Here is a 14503-nt window from a genome sequence, read left to right as displayed (position 1 = left end):
TCGTTGAACTAGGCAGGGCGGCATGCACACTGGCCATCCTACCGATCCCCGCGTCACCGCCGGCACCATCGCGCTTGCCGCTGTTGCGCTGCTGATCGGCGGGGCCTTCGCCGGGCTCATCCTTGAGGCTACACGCGATCCGTCCGGCGCCATTTCGGGCTTCGATTCCTACCTCTTCCGCGTCGCCCGTTTCACGCTGTGGCAGGCTTTGCTGTCAACACTGCTTTCCGTCGTGCCGGCGCTGTTCGTTGCGCGGGCGCTGTCGCGGCATCCGCGCTTCTTTGGCCGCGGCCTGATCCTGCAGCTCTTTGCCGTGCCGCTTGCGCTGCCGGCGATCGTCGCTGCGCTCGGCATTCTGGCCCTCTATGGCCGTGCCGGCTATTTCGCCGGCGTGCTCACCGCGATTGGCGGCCAGGGCTGGCCGGGCATTTACGGCCTGCCCGGCATCCTCGTCGCCCATGTCTTCTTCAATCTGCCGCTGGCGACGCGGCTGTTCCTCGAGGCGCTGGCGACAGTGCCGGCCGACCAGTGGCGGCTGGCGAGCCAGCTCGGCATGGGCGCCAGACCCGCATTCCGGCTGATCGAATGGCCGACGCTGCGTGCGGTACTGCCAGGCGTCGCCGGGCTTGTCTTCATGCTCTGCATCACATCCTTTACTATCGTGCTCACGCTGGGCGGCGGGCCGCGCGCGACGACACTGGAGGTCGCCATCTACCAGGCGTTGCGTTTCGATTTCGATCCTGCCCGCGCGGTGACGCTGACACTGCTGCAGATCGCTCTGACCTTCATCGTGGTGCTTGCTTTGATGCGGCTTGGCGCCAACACCGTCGGCGACGCCAACCTGCCGGTGGCACCGCGCCGGTATCTTTCGGCTGGTACGGCCGAGACCGTGCTGAACGCAGCATTGATCGTTCTGGCATTGCTGTTCGTCGCCGGGCCGATGGCGGCCACGGTGACGTCAGGCCTTGGCGCCGATCTCGGCCGGCTGGCGGCCGAGCGCGCGGTGCGGCAGGCAACGCTGACCAGCGCCGTGCTCGCCTTGCTGGCGGCGCTGCTTTCAGTGGCGCTGTCGCTGTCGCTCGTCATGGCACGACGGGCGCTGGCCTTGAGGCGTCGCGTCGACGCCAAGACGCTGCTCGAATACGCCACCGATGCCGGCGCCGGCTTCGTCCTCGTCGTGCCGCCCATCGTCATCGGCGCCGGCTGGTTCCTGCTCCTGCGTGCTGTCAGCGACGTCTTTGCCATCGCCCCTGTCATGGTCGTCGCCGTCAACGCGGTGATGGCGATGCCGTTTGCCATCCGCGCCATTCGCCCCGGCTATGATGCGGCGAGCGAACGCCACGAACGGCTCTGTTTGCTGCTTGGCATTTCGGGCTGGGACCGGTTCCGGCTGGTCGACTGGCCGTCGCTGCGGCGGCCGCTCGCCACCGGTTTCGCGTTCGCGATCGCTTTGTCGCTCGGCGATCTCGGCGTCATTGCCCTGTTCGGCAGCGACTCCCTGCAGACGCTGCCTTATCTCTTGCTGTCGCGCATGGGCAGCTACCGCACTATGGACGCGGCAGGCCTGGCATTGCTGCTCGGCCTGGTCTGTCTCGCGCTTGTCGTGGCCGCGGACTGGCTGGGACGGGGAGAAAAATCATGACGCTCAACAGCGAAAGCGGTACGGCTGTGCGGCTGGAAAAGGTCTCGTTCAGCTATCGCGAAGCGCCGTTTTTACTCGATGTCGAGTTCGCCGCCTCGAAGATCACCGCCATCATGGGGCCGAGCGGCTCGGGAAAATCGACGCTGCTTAATCTGGTGGCCGGCTTCGAGGCGCCGCAATCGGGCCGCGTGCTGATCGGCGGCGCCGATTTCGGCGCCAAACCGCCTTCGGCGCGGCCGGTGTCGATGGTGTTCCAGGAAAACAATCTCTTTGCCCATCTTTCGGTCGAGCGAAATGTCGGCCTTGGCCGCTCGCCGTCGCTCAGGCTGACCGAGACCGATCACGCTGCGATCGCAGCGGCACTCAAGCGCGTCGGCCTTGCCGGCAAGCAACAGCGCCTGCCGCACGAACTCTCCGGTGGCGAGCGGCAGCGCGTCGCGCTCGCCCGCGTCCTGGTTCGCGACCGGCCGGTGCTCTTGCTCGACGAACCGTTCGCCTCGCTCGGACCGGCCTTGCGCGACGACATGCTCGATCTGGTAGCCAGCGTTCATGCGGAGCGGCGCATGACGGTGCTGTTCGTCACGCACCAGCCGGAGGATGCCCACCGTATCGGCCAAGACATGGTGTTCCTGGACAATGGCACGGTTGCCGCAACCGGGGCCGTCGCCGATTTTTTTACCAAGGCTGGACCGGAAGCCTTCCGGCGCTATATCGGTGCAGGTCCGTTTGGCGCAGGATCACGAGATATTGCCCGGAAGCGGACATAATTTACGGCCAAACCGGCTTCAGGCGATGTGGTGCTTGCTTGCCATGGTCAAACTAGTGTGGCTAGGTCCTCCGATACTGGTCCGGCATAGGTTGTGATTTGCCACTACGGTGCCATGCGTGCTCGTGGGCGCGAAGGACGCTGTGGCAGTTGATGTTGCGCATGATCCTTTCTGAAAATCGATGCCCGATTTTCAGGGCCATGTGCTGAGACCCGAAAGGAAGCTGTTCTGCCGACCGGCACCGACAGAGTGAGAAGGAAACCGCTGGCGCGCTTCTTCGCGCTGGCCGGCTTTGCCATGGCGCTGGCGAGCTGCCAGATGTTCACGCCTCCGGATGTTCAGGAATCCGGCTTCCAGCCTTCCAGCAAACCGATCACGGTCGACAATGTCGCCGCCAACAGCAAGCTCGCCGAAATGGCGAGGGCGCAGCACCCGCGCATCCTCGCCACCTATGGCGGCGAGTATTCCGATCCCAAGCTCGAGCGCATGGTCGCCAAGGTCGTCGGCAGTCTGACCGTGGTGTCGGCCAACCCGACCCAGACCTACCGCATCACCATACTCAACTCGCCCAACGTCAATGCTTTCGCGCTGCCGGGCGGCTATCTCTACATCACGCGCGGCCTGTTGGCGCTGGCCAACGATTCGGCCGAGCTCGCCGCGGTCATCGCGCATGAGATGGGCCACGTCACTGCAAACCACGGCCTGCAGCGCCAGCAGCTCGAGGCCGAGGAGGGGTTTGCAACCAAGGTCGTCTCCGACGTGCTCGGCGACAGCCCGACCGCCAAGGCGGCACTGATCCGCGGCAAGTTGCGGCTTGCCCAGTTCTCGCGCAATCAGGAGCTGGAGGCCGACGGCATCGGCATCAAGTCGATCGGCGAGGCGGGCTTCGATCCCTTTGCTGCCGGCCGCTTCCTGCAGTCCATGTCGGCCTACACCGATTTCCGCTCGATCAGCGGCGCCACCGACGCCAGCCTCGACTTCCTGGCGACGCACCCCAACACGCCGCAGCGCATCGACCTGGCGCAGCGCCATGCCCGCCAGTTCGGGGCGCCCGGCGTCGGCACGCGCGACCGCGACCCCTTTCTCGCCGGCATAGACGGCCTGCTCTATGGTGACACGCCGGAGGAGGGCTATGTGCGTGGCGAAACCTTCCTGCATCCGGGGCTCGGCGTGTCGTTCTCGGTGCCCGACGGCTTCATCATCGACAACTCGGCCGCGGCGGTGACGGCAACCGGGCCAGGCGACATAGCGATCCGCTTCGACGGCGTTTCGATCGACAAGAGCCGCTCGCTGACCGACTACATCCGCAGCGGCTGGGTGGCCGGTCTCGACGAAAGCAGCGTGCGCCAGGAAACGATCAATGGCAACGAGGCGGCGACGGCGCATGCCAGTGCCGAGGGCTGGCAGTTCGACATCGCGGTGATCCGCGCCGGCGGCCAGGTCTACCGGCTGTTGACGGCTGCCCCCTCCGCCAGCACCTCGCTGGATGCCGTGGCGCGCGCGGTCAGCGGCTCCTTCCGTATCTTGAGCGCGGCCGAGAAAGCGGCGCTGAAGCCGCTGCATATCCGCGTCGTCACGGTGCGGCCCGGACAGACCATGGGTTCGCTCGCCGCGCAGATGGTCGGCGTCGACCGCAAGCTCGACTTGTTCAGGGTGCTCAATGCGATGTCGCCCGGCGCAGCCGTTTCGGCCGGCGACAAGGTCAAGATCATCACCGACAGATAGGTGCGTCGATATTCAGGTGATGCCGGCCTGCGAACGGCAGTTTCCTGCGCTTCCGGTGCTCACGTACTTTAAGTACGCTCCGCTCCGGTTCTCGGAAACCTCGGCCTAACCTGAATCTCAACCCACCACCCTAGGCGGCTGTCGCCAGAAACTCGGGGTTTTGCTTGACCAGCGCTATCTTGAGCTTTTCCATGGCCCGTGCCTCGATCTGGCGGACGCGTTCCTTGGAGATGCCGAGCGCCTCGCCAAGGGCTTCGAGCGTCGCGCCCTCGTCGCTCAGCCGGCGCTCCTCGATAATCCTGAGCTCGCGGGCATTGAGCGCGCCGAGCGCCGTTTTCAGCCAGACAGAGCGGCGTTCGACATCGATCGTGTCACCCACGACTTCGTCCGGCAAAGGATCGTCCGAAACCAGGAAATCCATCCGCTCGGTGGCGCCGGAATCGTCGGCGAGCGGCTGGTTGAGCGAACTGTCCGGTGCCGAAAGGCGAGAATCCATCATCGCCACGTCGGCCTCCGAGACGCCGAGCGCCACCGACACCTCGCGGTAGAGCGAGGTGTTCGAGATCGGCTCGGCACCGTTCGCCAAGCGGGCGCGCAGGCGCCGCAAATTGAAGAACAGCGCCTTTTGCGCCGAACTGGTGCCGCCGCGCACGATCGACCAGTTGCGCAGGATATAGTCCTGCATCGAGGCGCGGATCCACCACGTCGCGTAGGTCGAAAACCGCACCTCGCGTTCCGGTTCGAAGCGGGCCGCTGCCTCCAGCAGGCCGACATGGCCTTCCTGGACCAGATCGCCGAGCGGCAGACCGTAGTGGCGGAATTTCGAGGCCATGGAGATGACCAGCCGCATATGTGCCATGGCGATTTGGTGCAGCGCCTGCTGGTCGTTGTCCTCCTTCCAACGCAACGCGAGAAGATGCTCTTCGTCGCGCTCGAGATAGGGGGCTTTCATCGCCGCGCGGACCATGGTTCGCCCTGCCGTATCTTCCATCATGCCACGCTCCCTGTTCCGGGCGTTGCGGTGCGATCGCTCGACCCTGAGCTGGCATCGTGGTTGAATTGGCGACGCCGCGCCCTACAACAGCCAAGAAACGTGCTACGCGCGCGAATGGTTCCGCCGCAGATGTCGCGCGGATCGCATCGTCGCGAAAGCTCATTGCGGCAGTCGCTACGCGGTCGATTGGCGCGACTTGATACAGTTTTGAGAATTGGATTTCGGAAGCGCGCCATTTTTGAAATCCGATTCCTTATTTTGCCGGTCTGCATCTGTCAGTTTCCGGCGCTCACAAACGCGCCGAACCCAGGCCAAGGACGGGATCACAGAAAAATGAAATGGCTCAAATCGCTTATCGTCGCCGCAACACTGCAGGTACTGGCCGTCGCATCAGGCCATGCCGGCGCCAATCTCGATCAGATCAAGCAGGCCGGTGTCTTCAAGGTCGGCACGGAAGGTACCTATGCCCCCTTCACCTATCATGATGCTTCGGGCGCATTGGTCGGCTTCGACGTCGAGATTGCCAAGGCGATCGCCGAGCGCCTCGGCGTCAAGGCCGAATTCCTCGAAGGCAAATGGGATGGGCTGATCGCCGGCCTCGACGCCAAGCGCTATGACGCCGTCATCAACCAGGTCGGTATCACCGAGGAGCGCAAGGCCAAGTATGATTTCTCCGATCCCTATATCGCTTCCAAGGCGGTGCTGATCGTGCGCGGCGACAATACCGACATCAAGAGCTTTGCCGACCTCAAGGGCAAGAAGGCGGCGCAGTCGCTGACCTCGAATTTCGGCAAGCTCGCCGAAAAGAACGGCGCCGAGCTCGTCGGCACCGATGGCTTCGACCAGTCGATCCAGCTACTTCTTACCGGCCGCGCCGACGCCACCATCAATGACAGCCTGTCCTTCCTCGATTTCAAGAAGCACAAGCCCGACGCTAATGTGAAGATCGCGGCGCAGGAAGAAAACGCCGACTATTCCGGCGTCCTCGTGCGCAAGGGCGATCCGGAACTGGTCGCCGCCATCAATCAGGCGCTGGCCGATATCAAGGCCGACGGCACCTACCAGAAGATCGCCGACACCTATTTCGGCCAGGACGTTTCGAAGTAAGCGCATTTCACGGAGCGAGCCGGTTGTCGGCCCGCATGGCAAATATCGCGCCGAGCTGTCTTTGACGGCCGCCGCTTTTCGCGTGATATGACGACCGTATGATCGCGCCTCGATGCTGCCGGGGCCGGTTTTGGGCGGCAATCTCGCAAGGAGGGTTTTCGTGCCGCATTGGCTGCAATTGATGCTGGACTCGTTGCCCACGCTGCTATGGGCCGCGCTGATCTTCACTGTGCCGCTAACGCTGCTGTCGTTCGCATTCGGTCTCTTCGTCGGACTGGTTGCAGCGCTCGTCCGGCTGTTCGGCCCGAAGCCGCTGGTCGCTGTGGTCCGCTTCTACGTCTGGATCTTCCGTGGCACGCCGCTTCTGGTGCAGCTCTTCCTGATCTTCTACGGCCTGCCCTCGGTCGGCATCCTGCTCGACGCTTTTTCAGCTGCGTTGATCGGCTTCACGCTCAACATCGGCGCCTATACGTCGGAGATCATCCGCGCCGTCATAGGCTCGGTGCCGAAGGGGCAGTGGGAGGCGGCCTATTCGATCGGCATGACCTGGGGCCAGGCGATGCGGCGCACGATTCTTCCACAAGCAGGCCGAGTCGCGGTGCCGCCGCTGTCAAACACTTTCATCTCGCTGGTCAAGGATACATCGCTGGCCGCCGCCATCACCGTGCCGGAGATGTTCCAGGCGGCGCAGCGCATCGTCGCCACCACTTATGAGCCGCTGATCCTCTATGTCGAGGCGGCGGCTCTCTACCTGGCGCTGAGCTCGGTGCTGTCGGCGTTGCAGACGCGCTTGGAAAAGCGGCTCAACCGCTATGGCGGCTTCCTGGAGGCGCGCTCATGATCGGTCTCACCGACATCGAGAAGCGCTTCGGCGACAACCTTGTGCTGAAGGGCGTGACCGTCACCATCGAGGAAGGCAGCGTCACCGCCCTTGTCGGTCCCTCGGGCGGCGGGAAAAGTACGCTTCTGCGCTGCATCAACCTGCTCGAGATCCCGACTTCGGGCACAGTGCGCATCGGTGACGACGCGCTCGAATTCCATCCCGGCGGCAAGGTTTCCGGCAGGGCCATCCAGCGCCTGCGGCTGCAGACCGGTATGGTGTTCCAGAATTTCCAGCTGTTCCCACACCGCACCGTGATCGAAAATGTCATGGAGGGGCTGGTGACGGTGCTGAAATGGCCGGTCGAGCGAGCGCGCGAGCGGGCGCTCGCTCTGCTCGAAAAGGTCGGGATGGCACACAAGGCCGATGCCTGGCCGGCGACGCTGTCAGGCGGCCAGCAGCAACGCGTGGCGATCGCCCGGGCGCTGGCGCCGTCGCCGAAAGTGCTGCTGTGCGACGAGCCGACCTCGGCGCTCGATCCGGAACTGGCGCAGGAGGTCGTCGACGTGCTCAGCCAACTCGCACGCGAGGGCACCACCATGGTGATAGCGACGCATGATTTGCGCCTCGCCTCCAAGATCGCGCAGGAGGTGGTGTTCCTCGACGCCGGCAGCATCGTCGAGAAAGGCCCCGCCGCTGTTTTGTTCAGCAATCCGGAGCGCCAGCGGACCAAGCGGTTCATCGCGACGCTGAAGCAGGAGGCAGAGAAGGAAGTTGGCGGCGAAGGTTAATGCGTGCCGCCCAAAAAGCGCGTAGCGGTTTTGGGTGACGATCACCCGGAAACAAAAAACCCGGCGCGAGGCCGGGTTTTTCTAAATTCGAAGGTGAGAAGCGCTCAGGCAGCTTCTTCCTGCTCGGCTTCTTCGTTGTCGGCCTTGGCGCCGCGCTTCGGGCCCTTGTTGAGGTTCACCTCGATGAGGCGCACCGCTTCGGTTTCCGACATACGGTTGACGGCCGCGATCTCGCGCGCCATGCGGTCGAGTGCCGCCTCATAAAGCTGGCGCTCGGAATAGGACTGCTCAGGCTGGTTGTCGGCGCGGTAGAGGTCGCGCACAACTTCCGAGATCGAGATCAGGTCGCCGGAATTAATCTTCGCATCATATTCCTGGGCGCGGCGCGACCACATGGTGCGCTTGACGCGGGCGCGGCCCTGCACGACCTTCAGTGCGCGATCGACATAATCCTCTTCCGACAGCTTGCGCATGCCGATGGAGGTCGCCTTGGCAACCGGAACCTTCAGGCGCATCTTGTCCTTCTGGAAGTCGATGACGAACAGTTCCAGCTTGTGGCCCGCAACTTCCTGCTCGTCGATCGAGACGATCTGACCGACGCCATGCGCCGGATAGACGATGTACTCGCCGGTCTTAAAACCGTGACGCGCTGCGCTGGACTTCTTCTGCGGGGTGATTGTTGCCATTACGCCATGAACTCCTTGGTGTGGTACCGGCATTCTGCCGGCCGAACTCGCGCGATCGGGTAACCGATCATTAGCCGCACAACTATGAACCACCGGAAAAGCCGCGGCCGGCAAACCGCATAATTGCGACCGCCTGCCCCAGATCACTCTGGTCCAGATTGAGAAATTCACCTTTCAGTGATTTGGGGCGTTTGCGCCATAAATCGACGTTGTGTCACCGGCATGTTTGGTTGATGTAGCACAAAAACTCGGAAGAATCAAGGTTTTGCTGCACGCGCGAAGGCCATGCGCCATCGCCGCCTGTCAAGGCAGTTAATGCACCATGCCTTTTACGCGGGGTTATGCTGGCTGAATCAGCGGTCTTGTCAGTCGCCCTCGCCGGGCTCGGGGGAGAAATATTTCTCAAACTTGCCGGCTTCGCCATCGAAGGATTTGGCGTCGGCCGGAGGCTCCTTCTTGGCGGTGATGTTGGGCCATTTGTCCGCGTATTCGGTGTTGATCTGCAGCCATTTGTCGAGGCCCGGCTCGGTGTCGGGCTTGATCGCGTCGGCCGGGCATTCCGGTTCGCAGACGCCGCAGTCGATGCATTCGTCGGGATGGATGACGAGCATGTTCTCGCCTTCGTAGAAACAGTCGACCGGACAGACCTCGATGCAGTCCATGTATTTGCATTTTATGCAATTGTCGGTCACGACATAGGTCATCGGTCGGCTCCGGGACGTCCCATTTTTGTTGGGCTTTTTTGGTGAGGTAACGTCTTTACCCGCCGCTTGCAAGGGCAGCCATTGCGCGCGATACCGGTGTTTCCGGAATGGAATTCCAGAGGGGCGATGCGGCGAAACCCGGTTATGCGTCAGTCGTCGCCGAACAACCGGTCGGTCTCCCGACGTTCCTTCTTGGTCGGGCGGCCGCTGCCGGCATCGCGGAGCGCGGGAATCGCATCGGCAACGGCCTCGCCCTTCGGCGCGGGTGGCGGCGACATATCCTCGTAGAGCATCCGCGCTTCCTCTGCGGGGCCGCGCCGGCTTCCGGTGCCGAGCACCTTCCAGACGAAGATGCGCCGCTCGAGAGTGATGGTCAGGACGTCGCCGGCCCGGACCAGATCGGAGGCCTGCGCTGCTTTGTCGCGATTGATGCGGACGCGTCCGGCCACCACCAGCTTCGCTGCCAGCGAGCGCGATTTCACCGCACGCGAAAAGAACAGCCATTTGTCGATGCGCTGGCGGGCATCAGTGACCATCGGAGCGAGCGAACTTACTTCTTCAGCTGGTCGCGCAACGCGGCGAGCTTGGCGAATGGAGAATCCGGGTCGAAGCGCACGGGACGCTCCTCGCGAGGCTTAGGCTGGAACGCGGGCTTTCCACCTGGCGCGCCACCCTTGCCGTCCTGCCTGCCGCCCTTCCAGTCAGGCCGGCTTTCGCGACGATCGGAACGCTCTCCCTGCGGCTTGCCATCGCGCCGCTCTCCCGTCTCGCCCTGAGGCTTGGGCTTGAATTTGCTGCGGTCGAAACGCGGCTTGCCGGCACCGTCGCGGCGTCCTTCGTGGACGGGCCGGCTGCCCCCCGGAGCGCCGGCCGGTTGCCCGCCGGTGGCATCTGCCGGTGCGTCGCCGCGGCCATCGCGCGCGGCTTGCCCGCTGCGCGGGCGATTGTCCCTGTCACGGGACCGGTTGTCGTGGTGGCGGTGGCGCGGACGCTGGTCGAAGCGGCCCTGCCGCCACAACAGGATGGGTTTTGGCTCTTCGGCCTCTTTCTCGGCCTCTTTCTCGGCCTCTGGAGCAGCCTCGCCGGTGGCGGCCTCCGCCGCCGCGGCAGGTTCGGCCGATATCGCTTCCGTTGCGGGCGAGGCTTCGGAAGCCGGTTCCGCCGGTGCGACCTCAACCTCGGCGGCTTCGGGTTCTGCCTCTGGCCGAGCCGCTGATACCGCAGGCACTTCAGCTGCGGCTTCGGCTGCAGGCAGCTCCTCTTCCGTGACCTCAGTCGGAGTTTCCAGCTGAGCTTCCGCGACAGGTTCCGCTTCGGTGGCGGGTTCCGCGGGAACTTCGGCTGCAGCCTCTGCAACGGCAGCCGCATCCGCACCCGAACTCTCGGCCGGCGCCTCGGCAGCTGCGTCCGCAATCGCGGCGTCCGCTGCCTTGGCCTGCTCGGCTTGTTCTTCCGACGCCTGCTTGGCCGCGGCGGCTTCACGCGCGGCATTGTCCTGTGCCTCGAGTCGCGCCCTCACTTCGACCGCCGGCTTCGGCTCCGCCCGGTAGCCGAGGCCCTTCAAAATCTCTTCCATGTCGTCGGCCGTGGCGCCGAGGATCGACATCATCGGCGGCGTCACCATGAAGGACTGACCGTCATAGGCGCCGTCGGGGCGCTGGCCGAGGCCCGGCTTCCAGTTGGTTGCGGGCCGGATCAGATCGGCCAGCCGTTCAAGGATGTCGACGCGCACGGCGCGACGGCCGAGATTGCGATAGCCGGCCAGTTTGTAGAAGGCCTTGTCGAAGGTGGGATCGATGACCACCGAGGTGCGGCCGGAGGCCAGCGCGTGAACCACGTCGCCAAAGCCGACCTTGTCCTTGCCGTCGTTTCTCAGCGCCCACAACAGCGTCACCATTCCAGCCGGGGCCGGCTTGATCAGCGCGGGCACGAAGATGTGGTAGGCGCCGAAGCGTACGCCGAGCCGGCGAAGGGCGGCGCGGCCTTCCTGATCGAGCGACTTCATCTCCTCAGCGATGTCGCGGCGGTTGATGAGGCCGAAATGCTCGACGAGCTGGAAGGCGATGCCGCGGCCGATGCCGGTGATCTGCTCAGCGTTCTTGAGGTCGACCAGCGGCTTCAGCAGGGACTCGATCTGGAAATTGACGAAGCGCTCGGCGCGCGCCGCGACCTTGTCGCGGGCGGGTCCGGTGAGCTGCTCGTCGGCCAGCAGCACAAGGCGCGGCTTCAACGGCTCGTCGCCGGAGACCAGCGTGCCGATCGGCGCGCCGATCCAGCGCAGCGTGCCATCGGAGCCGAGCGCGATGTCGCCATTGGCCGAGGCGCCGAAGCGTTCGGCCCGCGCCTCGAATTCGGCAGCAAGCGCCTTCTGGGCTGCTGTGCGCACCGCCTTGGCGTCCTCGCCGCCGGCGCTCTGGTCGGCGGTGAAGCGGAACCCCTGCAACTCGCCGACATGGTGGCCTTCGACGAGGACGGTTCCGGTTGGACTGATTTCGGCTTCAGGCATGGTATTTTCTCTAAGGCGCCGCATGAGGACGGAAGTCCTGCGGTCTACGAAGCGTTTCGTCAACCGCTCATGCAGCGCATCCGACAATCTGTCCTCGATTTCGCGCGTCTTTTCCTGCCAGTGTGCCTGATCGGCCAGCCAGCCGGGCCGGTTGGAAACGAAAGTCCATGTGCGGATCTGGGCGATCCGGTGCGACAGCGTGTCGATGTCGCCCTCGGTGGTGTCGGCACGGCGCACCTGCTCGGCCATGTAATTCTCGTCGACATGGCCATGCCTGGCAAGGTCCATGTAGATCGAGGCGATCAGGTCGGCATGCTGGGCCGGCGCGATCTTCCTGTAGTCGGGAAGGGCGCAGGCCTCCCACAACAGCGCGACGCGCCTGGCGTCGGTGGCAAGCGCCCGAATGTCTTCATCGCGGGACAGATGTTCGAGCGCCTGCGCATCCACGGCAGGCAACGCGCGCGTCAGGCCTTCAACCGGCGCGTTGGTCTCGATCGAGCGCTTCAGCGCGTCGAGGTTGGCGAAATCGAAACGCGCGGTGCGCCATTGCAGCACCTTCACCGGGTCGAAATCATGCGCTTCGATCTTCTTGACCAGTTCCTCGTCCAGCGGATCGACCTGGCCGGTGACGCCGAAGGTTCCGTCGCGCAAGTGCCGGCCGGCGCGGCCGGCGATCTGGCCGAGCTCGGCCGCGGTCAGGTTGCGATACTGGTAGCCGTCGAACTTGCGGTTCTGGGCGAAGGCGACATGATCGAGATCGAGGTTGAGGCCCATGCCGATCGCATCGGTGGCGATCAGATAATCGACATCACCCGATTGGAACAGCGCCACCTGCGCGTTGCGGGTGCGGGGCGATAGCGCGCCGAGCACAACGGCCGCACCGCCCTGCTGGCGGCGGATCAGTTCGGCGATGGCATAGACCTCATCGGCGGAAAAGGCGACGATCGCCGTGCGTCGCGGCAGGCGGGTGAGCTTCTTCGAGCCGGCATAGGCGAGATGCGATAGCCGTGGCCGCGTCACCACCGACACGCCCTTCAGCAGACGCTGGAGGATGCCGTGCATGGTGGCTGCGCCGAGCAGCAGTGTCTCCTGGCGGCCGCGCAGATGCAGGATCCGGTCGGTGAAGATGTGGCCGCGCTCGAGATCGCCGGCCAGCTGGACCTCGTCGATGGCAACGAAGGCGGCGTCGGTCTCGCGCGGCATGGCTTCCACGGTGCAGACCGAATATTTGGCGCCGTCGGGCTGGATCTTCTCCTCGCCGGTGATGAGAGCCACCTTGTGAGCACCGACCTTCTCGCAGACGCGTGTGTAAACCTCGCGGGCGAGCAGCCTGAGCGGCAGGCCGATAATGCCGCTTTCATGCGCCACCATGCGCTCGATGGCGAGATGGGTCTTACCGGTGTTGGTCGGCCCGAGCACGGCGGTCACGTCGCGGCCCGACAGGATCAGCGGTTCAGTGTGTTTCGGCTGGATGTTCATCGACCTGGAAATAAGGCTCTCCGCCTCGCGTTGTCGGGAGCGCGCCCCGTGGTGGCGCGTGTGCGACACATAGGGATTTCGGGCGCGAAGCGAAAGCGGAATGTTCCGACGGCAGCTCGAAGGCCCCCGTCTGGTGTTGTCAACCGGTCCTGATTTAACAGTTGGAACGAGTCTGGAACGAATCAGCTACGAATCGCTGACTCGTGCTGATTCAGGTTTTGTTCACGGCTACATCTTGGGTTTTTCACCGGCAAGTCTCACCACATGCTGAATCGCCGAACTGGCCCGATTCATGCAGAGCGGACGTCGTCGTTAACATCTGCCGATGAACGATCGGCGCATCCCGGCAGGCGTCACCTAACATTATGAAATTATTGATCCTTCCTAACGCGCCTTAACGGTTTTAGGAATGTTTTCGACCTTTATCGTTAACCTTCCGGTCAAAGCCGGAACGAAACGGCGACGAATCAGCGCTGGCGGATATTTCCTGTTTTGTTCACCCCAATATGTTGTGTCGTGAACAGGTTTTCCACCTTTTATCCACAGGTGGGGAACAGGGTTTTGCACAGGCTGCCCTGCCGTCGTTAACCTTTGCGTGCCGCTTCGGCACAGATCGGCGCCACGTCCATCTGTCGACGCAGTCGCTGCACGAGGACCAGACCAAAATGCTGAACGGCTGGTCAAGTCACGTCCTCTCCCACGGCATAGCGCTGCAAAGTAGGGCCGACGCTCCGGATGATCTCGTCGTGGGACAGCGCGACGACGGGCGGAAGCCGCAGCAGGTATCGGCACATCGCCAGACCCAGCAACTGGCTCGAAACGAGCCCGGCACGTCGACCCGCATCGGCGGGGGCAGCGACCGCCGCAACCACCGGCCTGACCTGGTTGGCAAATACGTCACGTAACTTTTCGGCGGCGAATTCGTTCGACGTCGCCGAACGCAGCAGAATTGCCATGCCGGGACCGCTGGCCGGGCTCTCCCAGATTTCGAGAAAACGCCTGATCAGTGTTTCGCCGATTGTGGTTCGGTCGATCACCCGCAGTGCCGGCAGTTGCAGGTCGACGACCGCCGCCCTGGCGAAAAGCTCGTCCTTGCTGCGGAAATAGCGGATCACCATGGCCGGATCGATCGAGGCATGCGCCGCGACGTCGCGGATGGAGGCGCCGTCATAGCCGTGCTCGGCAAACAGGAGCCTCGCGGCCTCGAGGATTTGGGCGCGCGTGCGGTCCGACTTGCTGGTTTTTTTCACCTGATTCTCTGTCATGTAAACTATATGCCAAC

Annotated in this window: 12 protein-coding genes; 6 read left to right on the top strand and 6 right to left on the bottom strand. The window is 63.9% G+C overall.

Annotated elements, in window-relative coordinates:
- The first annotated feature begins 22 nt into the window (after positions 1-22).
- The 3 genes from thiP to AC0L25_RS26125 all read left to right on the top strand — a co-directional run bounded on the left by thiP (position 23) and on the right by AC0L25_RS26125 (position 4134).
- Positions 23-1642, top strand: coding sequence for a thiamine/thiamine pyrophosphate ABC transporter permease (gene thiP / locus AC0L25_RS26135; protein WP_473598155.1), 1620 nt, complete (start codon positions 23-25; stop codon positions 1640-1642).
- Positions 1639-2409 (top strand): thiamine ABC transporter ATP-binding protein, encoded by a 771-nt coding sequence (gene thiQ / locus AC0L25_RS26130; protein ID WP_473598154.1) that lies wholly within the window; start codon positions 1639-1641, stop codon positions 2407-2409. The genes thiP and thiQ overlap by 4 nt, the downstream gene beginning before the upstream one ends.
- A 297-nt stretch (positions 2410-2706) precedes the next feature.
- A complete protein-coding gene (locus tag AC0L25_RS26125; protein WP_473598169.1) occupies positions 2707-4134 on the top strand; it encodes a M48 family metalloprotease in 1428 nt (475 codons plus the stop codon).
- A 130-nt stretch (positions 4135-4264) separates the two neighbouring features.
- On the opposite strand, the gene AC0L25_RS26120 is transcribed toward AC0L25_RS26125, so the two are convergent.
- On the bottom strand, positions 4265-5128 hold the full coding sequence (locus AC0L25_RS26120) for an RNA polymerase factor sigma-32 (RefSeq protein ID WP_473598153.1): 864 nt from the start codon (positions 5126-5128) through the stop codon (positions 4265-4267).
- 333 nt (positions 5129-5461) lie between these two features.
- Here AC0L25_RS26120 and AC0L25_RS26115 point away from each other — a divergent pair, with 333 nt between their 5' ends.
- From AC0L25_RS26115 to AC0L25_RS26105, 3 genes are all read left to right on the top strand, one after another.
- Positions 5462-6235 (top strand): amino acid ABC transporter substrate-binding protein, encoded by a 774-nt coding sequence (locus AC0L25_RS26115; RefSeq protein ID WP_473598152.1) that lies wholly within the window; start codon positions 5462-5464, stop codon positions 6233-6235.
- Between the two features lie 160 nt (positions 6236-6395).
- Positions 6396-7076: an amino acid ABC transporter permease gene (locus tag AC0L25_RS26110; protein ID WP_023803896.1), complete on the top strand. Its 681-nt coding sequence runs from the start codon at positions 6396-6398 to the stop codon at positions 7074-7076.
- Positions 7073-7846, top strand: a complete 774-nt coding sequence (locus tag AC0L25_RS26105; RefSeq protein ID WP_473598151.1) for an amino acid ABC transporter ATP-binding protein — start codon at positions 7073-7075, stop codon at positions 7844-7846. The genes AC0L25_RS26110 and AC0L25_RS26105 overlap by 4 nt, the downstream gene beginning before the upstream one ends.
- 104 nt (positions 7847-7950) lie before the next feature.
- Here the strand turns inward: AC0L25_RS26105 and AC0L25_RS26100 are convergent, their stop codons facing one another.
- The 5 genes from AC0L25_RS26100 to AC0L25_RS26080 all read right to left on the bottom strand — a co-directional run bounded on the left by AC0L25_RS26100 (position 7951) and on the right by AC0L25_RS26080 (position 14471).
- Positions 7951-8532, bottom strand: a complete 582-nt coding sequence (locus AC0L25_RS26100; protein ID WP_027152934.1) for a CarD family transcriptional regulator — start codon at positions 8530-8532, stop codon at positions 7951-7953.
- Positions 8533-8897: 365 nt separating this feature from the next.
- Entirely contained in the window at positions 8898-9236 is a 339-nt protein-coding gene (gene fdxA, locus AC0L25_RS26095; protein WP_023762879.1) for a ferredoxin FdxA, read from the bottom strand.
- 149 nt (positions 9237-9385) lie between these two features.
- Positions 9386-9772, bottom strand: coding sequence for an RNA-binding S4 domain-containing protein (locus AC0L25_RS26090; RefSeq protein WP_473598150.1), 387 nt, complete (start codon positions 9770-9772; stop codon positions 9386-9388).
- A 14-nt stretch (positions 9773-9786) separates the two neighbouring features.
- Positions 9787-13221: a helicase-related protein gene (locus AC0L25_RS26085; RefSeq protein ID WP_473598168.1), complete on the bottom strand. Its 3435-nt coding sequence runs from the start codon at positions 13219-13221 to the stop codon at positions 9787-9789.
- Positions 13222-13901: 680 nt separating this feature from the next.
- Positions 13902-14471 (bottom strand): TetR/AcrR family transcriptional regulator, encoded by a 570-nt coding sequence (locus AC0L25_RS26080; RefSeq protein WP_473598149.1) that lies wholly within the window; start codon positions 14469-14471, stop codon positions 13902-13904.
- Positions 14472-14503 lie beyond the last annotated feature (32 nt).

This window comes from Mesorhizobium sp. WSM4813 (assembly GCF_055811555.1).
The sequence above is the reverse complement of the archived record's forward strand: the minus strand, read 5'-3'. Positions and strand labels throughout refer to the sequence as shown.

What these genes read in the sequence shown, in the direction of transcription:
- AC0L25_RS26115 (WP_473598152.1), top strand. Translation starts at nt 5,462, where the DNA reads ATGAAATGGCTCAAATCGCTTATCGTCGCCGCAACACTGCAGGTACTG.
- thiQ (WP_473598154.1), top strand. Translation starts at nt 1,639, where the DNA reads ATGACGCTCAACAGCGAAAGCGGTACGGCTGTGCGGCTGGAAAAGGTC.
- AC0L25_RS26100 (WP_027152934.1), bottom strand. Translation starts at nt 8,532, where the DNA reads ATGGCAACAATCACCCCGCAGAAGAAGTCCAGCGCAGCGCGTCACGGT.
- AC0L25_RS26105 (WP_473598151.1), top strand. Translation starts at nt 7,073, where the DNA reads ATGATCGGTCTCACCGACATCGAGAAGCGCTTCGGCGACAACCTTGTG.
- thiP (WP_473598155.1), top strand. Translation starts at nt 23, where the DNA reads ATGCACACTGGCCATCCTACCGATCCCCGCGTCACCGCCGGCACCATC.
- AC0L25_RS26125 (WP_473598169.1), top strand. Translation starts at nt 2,707, where the DNA reads ATGGCGCTGGCGAGCTGCCAGATGTTCACGCCTCCGGATGTTCAGGAA.
- AC0L25_RS26090 (WP_473598150.1), bottom strand. Translation starts at nt 9,772, where the DNA reads ATGGTCACTGATGCCCGCCAGCGCATCGACAAATGGCTGTTCTTTTCG.
- fdxA (WP_023762879.1), bottom strand. Translation starts at nt 9,236, where the DNA reads ATGACCTATGTCGTGACCGACAATTGCATAAAATGCAAATACATGGAC.
- AC0L25_RS26120 (WP_473598153.1), bottom strand. Translation starts at nt 5,128, where the DNA reads ATGATGGAAGATACGGCAGGGCGAACCATGGTCCGCGCGGCGATGAAA.
- AC0L25_RS26085 (WP_473598168.1), bottom strand. Translation starts at nt 13,221, where the DNA reads ATGAACATCCAGCCGAAACACACTGAACCGCTGATCCTGTCGGGCCGC.